Annotated in this window: 9 protein-coding genes and 1 pseudogene; 5 read left to right on the top strand and 5 right to left on the bottom strand. The window is 51.1% G+C overall.

The window, feature by feature from the left end; translation table 11 throughout:
* Window positions 1-155: 155 nt before the first annotated feature.
* Window positions 156-2681 (top strand): ATP-dependent helicase HrpB, encoded by a 2526-nt coding sequence (gene hrpB / locus JSQ97_RS07575; protein WP_205075495.1) that lies wholly within the window; start codon window positions 156-158, stop codon window positions 2679-2681.
* An 84-nt stretch (window positions 2682-2765) separates the two neighbouring features.
* On the opposite strand, the gene mcrC is transcribed toward hrpB, so the two are convergent.
* The 4 genes from mcrC to JSQ97_RS07555 are packed head-to-tail and all read right to left on the bottom strand — an operon-like array spanning window position 2766 to window position 9614.
* Window positions 2766-3821: a 5-methylcytosine-specific restriction endonuclease system specificity protein McrC gene (gene mcrC / locus JSQ97_RS07570; RefSeq protein ID WP_205075494.1), complete on the bottom strand. Its 1056-nt coding sequence runs from the start codon at window positions 3819-3821 to the stop codon at window positions 2766-2768.
* Window positions 3808-5808: an AAA family ATPase gene (locus JSQ97_RS12935; protein ID WP_205075493.1), complete on the bottom strand. Its 2001-nt coding sequence runs from the start codon at window positions 5806-5808 to the stop codon at window positions 3808-3810. Before JSQ97_RS12935 ends, mcrC begins: the two co-directional genes overlap by 14 nt.
* Window positions 5809-5826: 18 nt before the next feature.
* On the bottom strand, window positions 5827-7902 hold the full coding sequence (locus JSQ97_RS07560; RefSeq protein WP_205075492.1) for a helicase-associated domain-containing protein: 2076 nt from the start codon (window positions 7900-7902) through the stop codon (window positions 5827-5829).
* Window positions 7896-9614, bottom strand: a complete 1719-nt coding sequence (locus JSQ97_RS07555; RefSeq protein ID WP_205075491.1) for a DNA repair helicase XPB — start codon at window positions 9612-9614, stop codon at window positions 7896-7898. Before JSQ97_RS07555 ends, JSQ97_RS07560 begins: the two co-directional genes overlap by 7 nt.
* Before the next feature lie 340 nt (window positions 9615-9954).
* Between JSQ97_RS07555 and trhA the strand changes: the two genes are divergently transcribed.
* The 4 genes from trhA to JSQ97_RS07535 all read left to right on the top strand — a co-directional run bounded on the left by trhA (window position 9955) and on the right by JSQ97_RS07535 (window position 14361).
* Window positions 9955-10860, top strand: a complete 906-nt coding sequence (gene trhA / locus JSQ97_RS07550) for a PAQR family membrane homeostasis protein TrhA (protein ID WP_205075490.1) — start codon at window positions 9955-9957, stop codon at window positions 10858-10860.
* On the top strand, window positions 10857-11573 hold the full coding sequence (locus JSQ97_RS07545) for a manganese efflux pump MntP (RefSeq protein WP_205075489.1): 717 nt from the start codon (window positions 10857-10859) through the stop codon (window positions 11571-11573). The genes trhA and JSQ97_RS07545 overlap by 4 nt, the downstream gene beginning before the upstream one ends.
* A 9-nt stretch (window positions 11574-11582) precedes the next feature.
* Window positions 11583-12374: a TatD family hydrolase gene (locus tag JSQ97_RS07540; RefSeq protein ID WP_205075488.1), complete on the top strand. Its 792-nt coding sequence runs from the start codon at window positions 11583-11585 to the stop codon at window positions 12372-12374.
* Between the two features lie 295 nt (window positions 12375-12669).
* Window positions 12670-14361 carry an AMP-binding protein gene (locus JSQ97_RS07535; RefSeq protein ID WP_205075487.1) on the top strand — a complete coding sequence of 564 codons (1692 nt, stop codon included), beginning with the start codon at window positions 12670-12672 and terminating at the stop codon, window positions 14359-14361.
* Window positions 14362-14436: 75 nt separating this feature from the next.
* On the opposite strand, the pseudogene JSQ97_RS07530 reads toward JSQ97_RS07535, so the two are convergent.
* A pseudogene (locus tag JSQ97_RS07530) lies at window positions 14437-14913 on the bottom strand (hypothetical protein); the annotation flags it as partial.
* Window positions 14914-15034 lie beyond the last annotated feature (121 nt).

Below are 15034 nucleotides of genomic sequence, written 5' to 3'. Positions count from 1 at the left end.
ATAAATATACAGCAACGCGAAAAATAAATCAATACGGAAAATAAAAATAACAAATTATTAATAATAATCGATTCGACAGGCTGTCGAGAAAGTAAGCGACTTTTGAGACAGCCCTTGCTTCGCCGCATTTGAAACGAGTATAATGCGGCGTGTTCTTGTACCCCGATCTTGTTAAGCAGTTGCCGATCGCTCCGTATCTGGACGATATCTGTGTCTCTCTCAAATCTTCCCCCTCTCATTCTCTCATACTTACGGCGGAAACGGGTGCGGGAAAATCGACTGCGCTTCCGCTCGCGCTTCTCAATCACTTTTCGGGAAAAATTGTTATGCTCGAACCGCGGAGGATCGCTGCCCTTTCCGTTGCATCCCGTGTTTCGACGCTGCTCGGAGAAGAGGTCGGGAAAACCGCAGGCTATGTGATGCGTCTCGAATCGCGCGTGTCGAAAGCTGCGCGCTTTACCGTTATGACCGAAGCCGTTTTGACGCGTATGCTGCAGGACGATTTGCTTTTGGACGGCGTCTCCGTCGTCGTCCTCGATGAATTTCACGAGCGATCCGTACAGGCCGATCTGGCGCTTGCGTTTTTAAAAGAGACGATGCCGCTTCGTGACGATTTATACGTCGTCGTCATGTCGGCGACGATCGATACGGCATCGCTGTCGTCGTATCTCGCAGCCGGAGGTGAAACCTCTCCGGTGTTTGCCGTACCCGGTCGTCAATTTCCGGTCGACGTCGAATACGCAGGCGTCGTACTTCCGTCGGATGCGGTGATGCGGGAATTGCGAAGACGGGATAGGGGAAGCATCCTCGTATTCCTTCCGGGCATAGCCGACATTCGAAAAACCGCGGCGGAACTGGAGCGTGAAAGCGCCGATGCGGACATTTTGATTTTACACAGTTCGATCGATTTCGACGAACAAAAAAAAGTACTTTCTCCTCCGGACGACTTTTCTCGGCGCCGCGTCATTTTATCGTCTTCGATCGCGGAGACGTCTCTTTCCGTTCCCGGCGTGAGCGTCGTCATCGATTCGGGGTTGGCAAGAATCAATCGCATGAATGCTTCTGCCGGTATGGAGATGCTCGTCACCGAAATCGAAAGCGTTTTTTCGGCGGAGCAGCGGAAGGGTAGAGCGGGGCGTATGCGGCGCGGCCGATGCGTGCGTTTGTGGCGCGAAAACGAGGTGCGCGCCGCGGAAACGGCGCCCGAAATAGCCCGTACCGATTTAACCGAGCTCGTGCTTGAATGTGCCGAACGCGGCGTTTACAGGCGAGATGCGCTTTCATGGCTCACACCTCCGAGTGCCGGCGCTTGGAAGAGCGCACAAAAATTATTAATTACGCTCGGCTGTCTGAGAGAGGAAAATCGGGCGGATGCGGAAAATTCCGTGCGCATCACTTCGCGCGGTAAAGCCGCTCTCACACTCGGTCTGCATCCGCGTCTTGCCTGTGTCGCGCTTTCGGCACTCCGCGTCGAAAACGCCGGCGAAAGCACAGAGAAAGAAAACGGTTTGTCAAAAAAAGAGCGCGGCGGTCTTTCGTCCTGTGCCGAATCGGCGCTCCAATGCGTGCTCGCGTATTCTCCTTATGCCGATTCTCCGTCCGCCTTGCAAAAACGATTTTCTTCCGATCTTATAAAACGGCTTGCAAAATGCGCATCCCGTTTTCCCGATCTGTGCGGGAACTCCGGCGCGACCGTCGATTGCGTTCGCGCCGCTGCCGTTTTGCTGCTTGCGGGATTTCCCGACCGTATCGCCCGCCTCGAAGGGGACGGTACGTATCGATTCCCGTCCGGCCGTGTCGCTTCTCTTCCCAAAAAGGAGCGCGACGCTTTTCGCGTATTTCCCGAGTGGATCGTTGCGCCCGTCGTGGACGCGGGAGAAAAGGAGGGGCGCATCTATCGATGGGAAGCGCTTTCTGCGGAAGAAGCGGAAGCGTGGCTTTCGGGGCGGAGCGAAACGTACACGGAAACGGAGTTTACGGAAGGAACTCATTCGCTTCGTAAAACCGAGTACACCTGTTTCGGAAAAATCGTATTGTCGGAGAGGCGTATCGCTGCGCAGGATGAAGATTTTGCCTGTGCCGTGTGCCGCGCAGTCGAAAAGAACGGCATCGTACGGCTTCCGCTCGGTGAAAGAGCGAAAGCGTTTTTAGAGCGTGCCCGCTTTTATGAAGCGCATACGAGAGCCTTCCGCACGGCCGAAGGCGGAGATGCGGCGAGCGCTGACGGTATGCATACGATCGCAAAGTCGTCCGAAGAAAATTTAATAAAAACCGTACGCGAATGGCTCCCGCCTTTTTTGACCGGTACTGTGCTCCGCGAAAACGCGGTATACGATGCGCTTTATTATTATCTTGACGGAGCGAAAGTCGATAAAAATGTGCCGCGGACGATCGCTCTTCCGAACGGAAAATCCTGTACGCTTTTATACGTCGCAGCTGCAGACGGCACCGTTCGGCCGACGATCGAAATAATCGTTCAGCGGATTTTCGGCTGCTTTGAAACGCCCTGCGTTATGGGCGTGCCGGTGCTTTTCAAATTGCTTTCTCCCGCGAGACGCCCGCTCCAAATCACCGACGACCTTGCAGGTTTTTGGAGCGGCGCGTGGCCCGAAATCTGCAAAGAGATGAAAGGCCGCTATCCGAAACACAATTGGGATTACCGCGCCGCAGAGAGGGAATGAGGCGGTCGCATTTCATTCGTGCGGAAGCTTAATACCTCGATGCTGTACATCGAAGTATGCTGATCAAATCTGTCGTAGCGTTTGTTAATTTCCGAAATGTGTATCGACTATGGCATTCAACCGCAAAGCGATCTGTGAAAACTCACAGTTCAAGTCCAACGTTTTAACGCTGATCCTGTTTCCGCTCATCTGATAGACTTTGTCCGGCCGGATGTCCTCAACGGTAGCTGCGTACAGCAGCATACCCGATACCTTATGAGGCGCATTTCCGAAGTTCGCATCTTTGTTTTTTACATAGGTGAAAATCTGGTATAGATTGCCGGAGTGCAGCGTATGAACATCGTATTGCATCTGTGTCGTATGCGTATAATACTTTGCGTCGATGATAAGGACATCGTTGCCCTTCGTCAGTGTAACATCGCTTTGCATAAGCGGAAGCATCGTACCCGCTCCGTCATCCAAGCACCACGGGATTTGAGAAGCCGTTGCCGATATCTGCGGGCATTCTTTCGCATAGTATGCAAGTATGAATTTTTCGTATAAGCGATTCATGCGCTGCTCGTCGATAAAGGTCGCCAGCCGGTAGTCTCCATCGTCTGTAGATAAAAGCATTCCTTCGACAATAAGTTGACAAATGCCGATGAGCATATGGTATGTACCGTTGTTTCTCTGAAAACGAATGGTCGACCAACGGATAGAAAACGGATCCGTCGTATTCACCTTTGAGAAGAACAGCATCTGCTTTTTCAAATCGCTTTTGTACTCTTGATCTACATTTGCATGCCGGAGCAAAAGTATTACCGTTGTTTTCAAGATTTGATTCAGGAGATTGTTTTCCGACAGTTCATCGTATTCACAAGTCAACACGCGTTTTCTGCACGGTCGATTCCGAATCGTAGCCGACATATCGATTTTGCCCCGAACTGCGGTTAAGTCTTCTTTGCAATTGATGTATTCCCGATACAGCCCCTGCTTCAGCTGCCGACCGATCCCTTTGGCAAGGATCGCGGCAAAAAGGTTATGTATGTTTTCGAATTTTTCGGCAGCGACATCTTCATAACCGCCTTGATTCAGCACGGTGAACGCGTATGAAAGCATATAATATATGTTTTTTATGAAGATACTTTTATCCTTTGTCATTGAATACATCCTGCAAAATATTCTCCCAGCGACTGAACTTGTCGGCATCGTCAAACCAATATTCGCTCAGTGTCGGCAGGATATCGTAGTCGACGATGGAACGAAGCCGTTCTTCCGTACATACGTCTATACCGCAGAAATAGCTGTGACCGATGCAGAAGCCTTTGCCCAGCGACTTATCAAGGGATATTTCACGGTTCAAATTCTTAACATGGGATACCAGTGTATCAAACGTTTCATTGTTCAGCTTATGTTGATATTGAATAAAGCCGGCTGAATCGAAGCACGGATCCATTTCGAAAAAGCTGAAACGGCGGCGGAGCGCATAGTCGATCATGGCAAGACTGCGATCGGCGGTGTTCATCATGCCGATCATATACAGGTTTTTCGGAACGGAGAACGAAAGCCCGTTATAGGCCAGCGTTGCCTTAGTTCCTCTGTAATCCTTTTCAATGAGCATCAGCAATTCACCGAAGATTTTACTCATATTGCCACGGTTGATTTCATCGATGATGAAAAAATAATCCTCGTTCGGTCGGTTTGCGGCTTTTTGGCAAAAACGATAGAATATACCGTACTTCATTTCGAAGCCGTCCTGAACCGGTTTATAGCCCATCATAAAATCTTCGTAAGAATAGTTTTGATGGAACTGCACGAATTCGATTCTGTTGTCGTCTTTTTTCCCCATCATAGACCAAGCCAAGCGTCTCGCGGTAAAGGTTTTTCCCACTCCGGGAGCACCCTGCAGGATGATGTTCTTCTTCTGCTGCAGAACGCCGATGAGGTTTTTATAACGTTTTTCCGGCAGATACACTTCATCGAGAAAATCATTCTTTGTATATGTGTCGGCAACGACCGTCGCTTCTACGGGATTTTCTTCACGAATCATATCGATAATGAAGTCATACTCAGCTTCGGTTAGTTTAAATAAGCTGCCTTGCGGATTCTGGAAATATTCCATATCCTCGAGTTCCGGACATCCTTTCAACGTGGTATAATCGATCGGCGAAATCAGGTTTTCGATTTTTTCAAAGTAGATCTTTTTACCGTCCTGTGCGGTACAGACACGACCGATGGCTACAATCTGCTTTACAGGATTTGATTCATAGCCGATGATCATATCGCCGGCTTTTGCATCAAGAAAATTCTGGAAAATACGGCGCTTGTTGCCGTTTTCATTGTAGAGAGTATAGAATTGAACTTCACCGACAGCCATATCGGCGAAACTCCATATTCTCGGATTGGCATTCAGCCACCAATATCTGCAGTCTTCCTTGTCGGGCTCAACTCTGGCGGCAAGATCTTTTTGTGAACAGTTTCTGGCGATATAGAAGCCGACATCTACTGTCAGCGTTTTCAATTCCGGATCGGGATAGCACGTATCCGTCAGTTGCGAACGGAACAGATTCACAAGTTCGGTATCCTCTTTCAGCACCGCATTGATCTCATCATACAAGTGCAGAAAATTGCGGATATTATCGGCATGGGCACCGTTTTTAAATAGATGATCGGCTTCAAGTTCCCGGGCAACTGTCTTCACTTCGTTGGATTTGTAGATATAGTACTTGTTCGGATAGCGGAGCCACAAATAGGTACTGATCGCATTTTCATATTGATAATGGTGCTTGGCTCCGTTTCCGTATTCCTCAAGCAAATTTTCCGACTGCATTTTAAATGCAGTCATTCTCTCAAATGTGTCTTTGTTTTCATCGAACAGGTCGATAAACATCGATCTGACTTTTTCCGGTACGGATTTCGCGAAACCGACAATCATATTTCTCGGAAAGTTGTTTGCAGAAGCAAGCAAATTGGACGTCTTACTTAAAGAACGATTCAGCATTTCAGGAAAGTCTTGAGCATTTATATCCCACTTATCCTGAAACCGTTTTACGGCTTCCCACTTGTACTTTTCGCCGTTCCAGTGTTCGGCGACAAAATTCTTTTTGTATGCTTGCAATAGAGTATGCAATCGAGATCGATCAAACACGGCAAATACCTCGCATTATCAAAATATCGAAGTCTTAATAAGTTTTATATTGGCGGCTCTGCCGACGGAAAGCGTCGCCGTTTTTTTCGTCGCTTCGATATGCACGGTTACTTCCGCATCTCCGCTCGCTTTTGCAAGCGAAAGCGGCGTACACAAAATCGTTTCGAGTTTTGCCGAACCGTCAGCTTTCGGCATACGCACTTCGATCATGTCGCCGGATGCGATCGCGCTTTCGACGAGACGTACTTTGCCGAGAAAATCCATGCCGCCGGCTTCGGCACTTTCGGTACGCACGGTATCTTTGCCGAGCTGTTCCGTCGACAAAATGATTTTATTGTTTATTCGGGCTGAAAGATTTTCTTTTTGCGCTTTGGAAAGATCGAGCGATGCGAGCGCGCGGTGCAGATCGGTAAGCAGTTTGTCGCGCTGTTTTTTTTCGGGGCGGCAGGCATTCTTTTTCCGTACGTCTTTGAATCGGTCTTCACCGCTTCCGATCGGCGGAAACGACGGCGGCGTGCGGTCGGCGACATCGGTTTTTATTTTTCCGATGCAATCGAAACCCGCTTCTTTGCCGAAAGCCGCGGCATCTTCGTCGCTGCGAATATTCAAGAGGTATACCCCCTCCGCCAATTTTGTTTGAATAAAGCGCGCCGCTTTCGGATTTTTTTCGATGAGTTTCGAATTTTTTTCATCGAGTTTTAAAACGTAGCCCTTATACAAAACCGCCGACGAATAGAGCTGCTGCCAGTCTTCGATACTGACGCGGAGATTTTGCGGAATGCCGTGCACGGCATATTTTTCGAGGAGCGAGCGGATCGTTTCGGCAGTGTAGCCGAAATCGAAGGCTCGGATCGCCGACGCTTTATCGATTTCGAATTCGACCGTCGTATCGAAATTGACGACGCGTAAAAAAATCGACAGCGGCAAAAGCGCTTTGAGCGGGAGTCCCGGTAAAAGCGTAACCGTAAAGCCCGAATTGATCGAAACGAAGCGTGCGCTCGTATCCGCTTTCTCTTCGTCCCAAAGCGTTTTTTCGACGCGGTAAATAGCATCGCCTTCTTTCGTCTTGCCGGCGACGGTAAAGAGGCCGAACGTTTCCGCCGCATCGACGATGCGCTCCAAGGGCGGACGCACATCGCTTTCGTCGGCGCCTTTGCCGTGCGAACGGTCGATGAGCGCACGAAAACGGCGCTGTTCCCGAACGGAACTTCCGAGCAGCGACATACATCTGAGAAGGACGCGTTTCGTAAGACCTGAATCGGGAACGGAAGCCGCAATGTCGAGGACGAGTTCGGCGTACGAGCGCAGTCCCTCCCGATCGAGCGAAGCGCTTGATGCAGCCGCAAGGTAAGCGTATTGCTTTTTCGGAGAAAGTTCCGCGAAGGAAAGCGATCGTGCATAATCGACGGTGATGCCGCTTTCGTTCCGTTTGACGAGCGACAAATTTAATAATGCGGTGATGAGTGTTTGAACGGGGGCGGTTCCGCAGGCGAACACGGTTTCCAAGCGCGCCGCGTCGATCTTTTTTAAAGAACCGTCCGCTTTGCAAAGATCCGGCCTTTCGGCGATATAAGAAATGACGGCGGCGATAAATTCGGGCGAGATCGAAAAACTTCCGCCTTCCGTGCGGGATGCGTACTGCGCTTCGGGGATGATGCGTGCGATATCGATACGGGGAGCAAGCAAATCTTCAAGCAGCGGATTTACGTACAGGCGCTGAGGATCGTCTTTGTTCGATTCATTTTTATAAATTATTAATCTGTCGGTAAGGTTCGAAAGCCGCGCGGCAATTTCCGAAGAAGTATATTCTCCTAAAAAAAAGCATATAAGTTTTTCCTCCGTCGCTTCGGGAACGAGGACGATGGCGGTGATGATTTTTTCGTCGAAGTCATCGAGCAGAGTGAGGAGATTTTTTCTGTTTTGCTCCCTGCAAAAAAAAGAAGACAATTGTTCGATGAGATTTTGTTTGTTGTACGGCGTTTTTATTTTTCCGAGATAGGCGCGCAGCATATCGAAAAAGCGGCTGTCGGGGAGCATCGCGAGAGATGCTTGCCATAAAGCCGTGCGCCGTTTTTTATCGGATTCGTTCAGCATAGATCGTCTTCCGTGATTTCATCGAAATCGCTTTCGTTGCGATACCTGACGATGCGGTAGGAATATCCCTGCTCCGCGAGAAATTTCTGCCGGTTCGCGCCGAAGTCCTCTTCGACCGTGTTCCGCGTGATGAGCGTAAAAAAACGCGCCGTGCGCTCTTTCGGTCTGAGTATGCGCCCGAGCCGCTGTGCTTCTTCCTGACGGCTTCCGAAAGTACCCGACACTTGGATCGCGAGCGATGCGTCCGGCAGATCGATCGCGAAGTTTGCGACTTTCGAGACGACGAGTACGTGCAGTTTGCCGCTGCGGAACTCGCCGTAGATCGCATCGCGTTCGGATACGGGCGTCTTTCCGGTGATGATAGGAGCGCGCAGCATACGTGCGAGCTTTTCGAGCTGGTCGATGTATTGGCCTATGACGAGGATTTTATCCTTCGAAAAACGATCGACGATTTCCCGTACGACCCGATCCTTTATCGGATTTTCGCTTGCGATTCGATGCTTCGTGCGCGCGTTTGCGACGGCGTATCGGATCTCTTCATCGGCATCCAAATCGAGACGCACTTCGATGCACTCCGCAGAGGCGATCCAGCCGGACTGTTCGAGTTCTTTCCACGGAACGTCGTAACGCTTCGGTCCGACGAGGCTGAACACGTAGCTTTCGCAGCCGTCTTCCCGCACGAGCGTCGCCGTCAGCCCCACGCGGCGCACCGCCTGCAATTCCGCAACGACGCGAAAAACGGGAGCGGGCAGCATGTGCACTTCGTCGTAGAGTATCAATCCCCACGCTCGTTTTCGAAAGAGCGAAAAATGCGGATACGGTCCGTCTTTTTCAGGCCGCCACGTCAATATCTGATACGTCGCGACGGTCACCGGCTTGATCGATTTTTCTTCGCCCGTGTATTCGGCGATATCGTCCGCAGTGAGATTCGTTTTATCGACGAGTTCCGCGATCCACTGATGGACGGCCGTGATATTCGTCGTAACGATGAGCGTGCTCGTTTTGAGCATGTCCATGATCTGCATACCGACGATCGTTTTGCCGGCGCCGCACGGAAGCACGATCGTGCCGAATCCCGTGCCGGGGCCTTTGTCCCCGACGAGTGCTTTCGCCGCTTCAAGCTGGTATTCGCGGACGACAAGCGGAGAGCCGTTTGCCGTCGTTTTCTGCAGGCGGATGTCGAGCGCTTCTCCGTCTGCAAGCGGCACTTCGTCTTTTACCGGCCAGCCCGTCTTTATCAATTCCTGCTTTACCGTGCCTCGGTCGGTGAGGCGGACACGGAAGCATCGGCTGCCGTCTTCATCGATTAATAAATATTTTGCCAGCCCGCGGTTCGCGCACAGTTCGCGGTAGATGCGCTCTGAATCCGTTTCGAGCTTGAGATATTCTTCCGCGTTCGAAGAAGGACAAGCGACGAGCCTCAACTTTCCGAAACGCTCCGCCGTTTCGCGCATCCACGCGATGACCGCCTGCGGTACGTCGAAGCGGCTGTACCTTTTCAAAACCGCTGCGATATCGTCCGCCGTAAAACCCGCACTCGCCGCATTCCACAGCGACAGCGGCGTCAAACGATACGTATGCAAATATTCGGGCGAACGCTCAAGCTCCGCGAACGGAATCAAATCGTTCCGGCATTCGTCGGCTTTCGGCGCGTGAACGTCGAGCAGGAGAGTTTTATCGCTTTGAACGATGAGCGGCTTATCGTTTTGCATAACAGTATATTATATACCGAAAGGGTATATCGCGCAACGCAAATGAGAACAAATACAAACGAAACTGGACCGCGCCGTTCGCCGATATATCACCGTCGTGTATTGCCGTAACGGGCGTGACTTGTTTTAATAATTATTAATTTGGTCGTCCCCTGCCGTCCGGCAGGTCGCGTCCTCCAGGATTCCGCTTTCGCTTCATTTGGCGGCGGGCAAAGCCCGCCGCCAAACGCCTTCGGCGTCCTTCCGGCCGCTGACGCAGGGATCGGGTACGCTTTCGTTTCGGCGTGACCGTCGGTTCATCGTCATTGCGTACCGCTGCGTCCTCTGCTATAATGGCGCCATGACACGGGAAGACAATGCTGCGTTGCGCGCCGTACGCCGTTCGACGCTAAAATCGATCAACGCAAAAAAGAAAGAGCGTATCAGACAGATAAAAGCGAATTACGATTCGGATATCCGCGAAATAAATATCAAATACGCAAAGGATCCCGAACGCTTGCGTGCAAAATACGCTGCCGACGATTACGCGAAAAGCGAACGCGCGAAGCGTCGAGCCGAACGCAGGATAGCGAAGGAAGAGCGCCGCATCGAACTTCGTGGAAAGGAACGGCAGCTTTCGCTCGGCGAAGAGATTTTCAGCGCGATCGTACAGGGACTCGGTGTTCTCGTGTCGGTCGCGGCGACCGCCGTCCTTGCCGACCGCGCGATAACCCATGCGAACGACGCGCTCCGTGTGTTGTATGTTTCCACATTCGTATGCAGTACGGGACTGATGATCGTCATGTATATCATGTCGACGCTGCATCACGCACTCGTGCCGGAAAGCGCAAAAGAAGTGTTCGATCGGCTCGCTCATTGTTTCGTCTTTCTCGTACTCGGAAGCGCATATACGTCGTTCATACTGATTTTCGCGCGCGGCGTCGGAGGCTGGGTGCTCTTCGGCCTCGTGTGGACAACCGCAGTCGTCGGCATCGTGCTCTATGCGGTGTGGGGCAGCGAATTGAAAATCGTCAACACCGTATTCTATTTTGTCATCGGCTGGGCGGGACTCTTCCTCATGCGGCGCTTCTACCTCGAACATGCCCTGCGAAGTTTCGCGTATCTCATCGTTTCGGGGCTTTTGTACAGTTCGGGCTGCGCCTTTTTTCTCTTACGCAAGATCAAATATATGCATGCCGCCGGCAACGTCCTTATGCTCTTGGGAACGCTGAACTTGTACGCGTCGTTGTTCTTTTCCATTTCATGAGCTTTGTCGAATTGTTGCTGCGCGGCGTCGCACTTTCGATGGACGCGTTCGCCGTAAGTGTGACAAACGGCATGACGCTCGGAAGCGTGCCCGTGCGCTATGCGCTCGCCGTATCGCTGACTTTCGGTACATTTCAAGCGCTTATGCCGCTGATAGGATTTTTCGGCGGCAGTTTTTTTTACACATACATCGAAGCGATCGATCACTGGGTCGTACTTGTACTACTTTGCGCTCTCGGCGGCAAAATGATTTTCGAAGCGCTGCGGGAACTGCGTGCAGCAGAACGTAAAAACACGGACTGCGAAGCGGCTTTCGCCGCTTCGCCTGATGCGGCCGAACAAGGCGATACGGTGCTGCAGAAAGCCGTACAAAAAATTAATAATTTTACGAACGCGGCGGACAAAAAAGATATTCGACGGAACGCTTCGTGCCGCCGGCGTTTATCGCCGTCCCTGCTTTTGGTGCAGGGGATCGCGACAAGCATCGACGCGCTTGCCGTCGGTATAAGTCTTGCCGCCGTGAATGCGAACATCACGCTCTCTGCGGTGACGATCGGCGTAACGACGGCGCTCATCTGTTTTCCTGCAGTATACATCGGCAAAAAAACGGGAGATGCGCTCAACGATAAAGCTCGGCTTGCCGGCGGCTGCATACTGATCGGAATCGGGATAAAGATATGCGTTCAGCATTTGCTCGAACGCGGCGGTGTATAAGCCGGGCCTATGCTTGTCGATTTTCACACGCATTTGCATGCGTACCGGCGCGGAGATGAGCGCGATGCGGCGCTCAAGTGCATTCGAGAAAACGCAATCCTCACGGTCGCATCCTCCGTGGACAGGGCGACGTGGGACGAAACGCTTTCGGAAGCTCGTTCCTTCGCTTTGCACGGGGAAAATTTAATAATTCCTACCTTCGGCATTCATCCGTCGTATTGCGCGGGTTTGCCGGAAAGCGAGGGCGAACTTGCCGCACTGCTTGAACCGTACCTGTGTGCATCGCCGGTCGTCGGAGAAATCGGGCTCGATTTTTATTGGGAAAAAAAGATACCGCACGAAACGCAGGAGCGCGTGTTTCGCTGCATACTCGATCATTGCGAACGTACGGAAAAATATTGCGTCGTGCATACGAAGGGTGCCGAATCGCGTATCGCAGACATTCTCGCGGACTTTCCGCACGCAAAGCCCGTCATCCATTGGTACGACGGACATGACTCGCCGTACGATGTTTTTTTATCGCGCGGGTATATGCAGACATTCGGCTGCGAAGTACGTTATTCCGATCGTATCAAAGCGCTGCTCGATCGGACGCCTCTTGAGTTTTTGCTTTCCGAAACGGATAATCCGACAGGAGAAGTGTGGCTCGGAGGCGAGGATTCGTCGCCGCTTTTGATAAAGCGCGTCGTACACGATATCGCGAAAGTAAAGGGGATCGAAGATGCGGAGGCGGAATCGATTTTGCAAAAAAACGCCGAAAAAATTCTTGCACTGTCGAATATCGGACAATATATCGACTAGTAGGTCGAAAGTCGAGTTTCGAAAGTATTTCTAAATAAAGCTATGCTTTCGGCGAGAACCCGTCCGCTTAGCCGCGGTCGAGCTTTTAGGGTAGGCTTCCGCAAGCCTAACGCTCGAAACGGCACGCAGCCGGAACCTCGCCTCCGCATGATTTTATTCACTTTCGAAACTCGCCGTTCAGTTGGTGAACGAAACAGTTGGAAAATTTCGAGTTTTAGAAAACTCGAAATTAAACCTAGTATTATTTACGGGTATCGATTATACTGTGCGGGTTGAGTTGAAGAGGAATTGTTACATGGTGTTGTATAAAGAATTTGTTGAAAACGACAGGGACTATCTGTCCTATGAAGATTTGAAAAAGAATTTTAAAATTAAAATTCCCGACAATTTTAATTTTGCATACGACGTCGTAGACCGCTATGCGGCGGACGATCCGGAAAAGAGGGCGCTTGTGTGGTGCGACGATTGCGACGAAGAGCATATATTTACGTTTGCCGATATTTCGGAGATGTCGAAACGCACGGCAAATTTTCTCACGGCGCACGGAATCGGAAAGGGCGATTCCGTCATGCTCATTTTGCGCCGCCGGTATGAGTTTTGGTGGTTTATCATCGCGCTGCACCGGATCGGTGCGATCGGCATCCCGGCGACGGATCAGCTGCTCGAAAAAGATATCGAATACCGCAACAAAGCCGCCGAAGTGAAGATGATCATTTCATTCGACGAGCCGAAAGTGCAGGAAGAGATCGAAAAATCGCTCGCCGCTTCTCCGTCGGTAAAGACGCTCGTGACGGTCGGAAAGGAGCGCGGCGTCTGGGTGAACTTTCACAAAGAGATCGAAAAATACGATGCGCATTTTGATCGGCCGACGGGCGACAAAGCGACGTGCAACGAAGATATCATGCTGCTGTATTTTACGTCGGGTACGTCCGGCTATCCGAAGATGGTGCAGCATAATTTCGTATATCCCCTCGGCCATATCGTGACGGCGAAGTATTGGCAAAATGTCGTCGACAACGGTTTGCATTTGACGATAGCCGAAACAGGCTGGGCGAAAGCGGTGTGGGGAAAACTTTACGGTCAGTGGCTTGCAGGCTCGGCGGTCTTTTCGTACGATATGACGAGCTTTAAACCGGACAGGATGCTGCAAAAGATTTCACACTATAAAGTGACGACCTTTTGTGCGCCGCCGACCGTGTACCGCTATCTTATCCGGCAGGATTTGAAAAAATACGATCTGTCGAATCTGCGATATTGCGTGACTGCGGGTGAAGCGCTCAACGCGGAAGTATATAATAAATTCTACGAGCAGACGGGCATTAAAATGTTCGAAGCGTACGGGCAGACGGAAGCGACCGTCATCATCGGCAATTTTCCCGGCATGGAACCGAAGCCCGGTTCTATGGGAAAGCCTGCGCCGGGCTACGATGTCGATATCATCGCGCCGAACGGTACGAAGTGCGAAGCGGGAGAAGCGGGAGAAATCGTCATTCACGTCGACAAAGAGCGCCCCTTCGGTTTGTTTTCCGGCTATTACCGCGATTTTTCTCTGACGGCGGCGGCCTTCGACAGCGGGCTCTATCATACCGGCGATACCGCCTATTACGACAGCGACGGCTATCTGTGGTTTATCGGACGCAACGACGATATTATTAAAAGTTCAGGCTACCGCATCAGTCCGTTCGAAGTCGAAAGCGTGTTGATGAAGCACCCGTCCGTGCTCGAATGCGCGGTGACGGGTGTCGAAGACAAGCGGCGGGGGCAGCTCGTCAAAGCGACGATCGTACTCAATGCCGGCTTCGAGCCGTGCAAAGCGCTTGAACTTGAACTGCAGGATTATGTAAAGCATCAGACGGCGAGCTACAAGCACCCGCGCATCGTCGAATTCGTTAAAGAATTGCCGAAGACGATCAGCGGTAAAATCCGCCGCGTCGAAATCCGTGAAAAAGACAAAGATTCGGTGATGAAAAAGAAAGGCAGGATCTGAAACCGTTTCGGCGGGGGATGCTATGACCGTTCGACTTTCGCTTCGGAAAGGCGGGGCAGCGATTGCCGTCTTGCCTTACAGCCGTTCCACTTCCGCTTCGGTGAGGCCGGTAGCTTGCACTATCTTTTGTACGGAATCGCCGAATTGTTTTAATATCTTCGCCGTTTCGAGCTTTGCTTTGTATGAGCCTTCGGAAATGCCCTCGAGCTTTCCCTGTGCGATGCCCAGCGAAAAACCTTTCGCTTCATCCTGCACAATACCTTCCTGCAATGCGATTTCTCTTTCTTCTTCTCGCTGCACGGCGATGTCCACATCGTAATCGTATTCGGCAATTAACATATTCATCACCTCCCGACTTTTCCGCTGTAAGTATTCCCGTAAGACGTCGTTTTGTATACACTCTTTGATCGCATTCTGGAAGCCGTTTTCACTGTCAAGTTTCGTATGTCTCCGTACGGCGTCTATGAACAGCGTGTACTCTTTCAGCGGTTTACACGTATGTAAGATTTCATTGTCTTTATTATAATTGATATTCGTCACGCTGACAACGAGATGCTATGTTTTTAATTACCGGCAGAAGTGGTAGTCTTATCCGACGGGATAAGGGAGCAGACAGCAGGTTGCCCTAGAACGTGAGGAAATCTTGAATACAGAGGAACCTCGGCAACGAGAT

The organism is Treponema sp. Marseille-Q4523, assembly GCF_016901105.1.
GTDB lineage: Bacteria > Spirochaetota > Spirochaetia > Treponematales > Treponemataceae > Treponema_D.
This window is presented reverse-complemented; position numbering and strand designations above follow the sequence as displayed.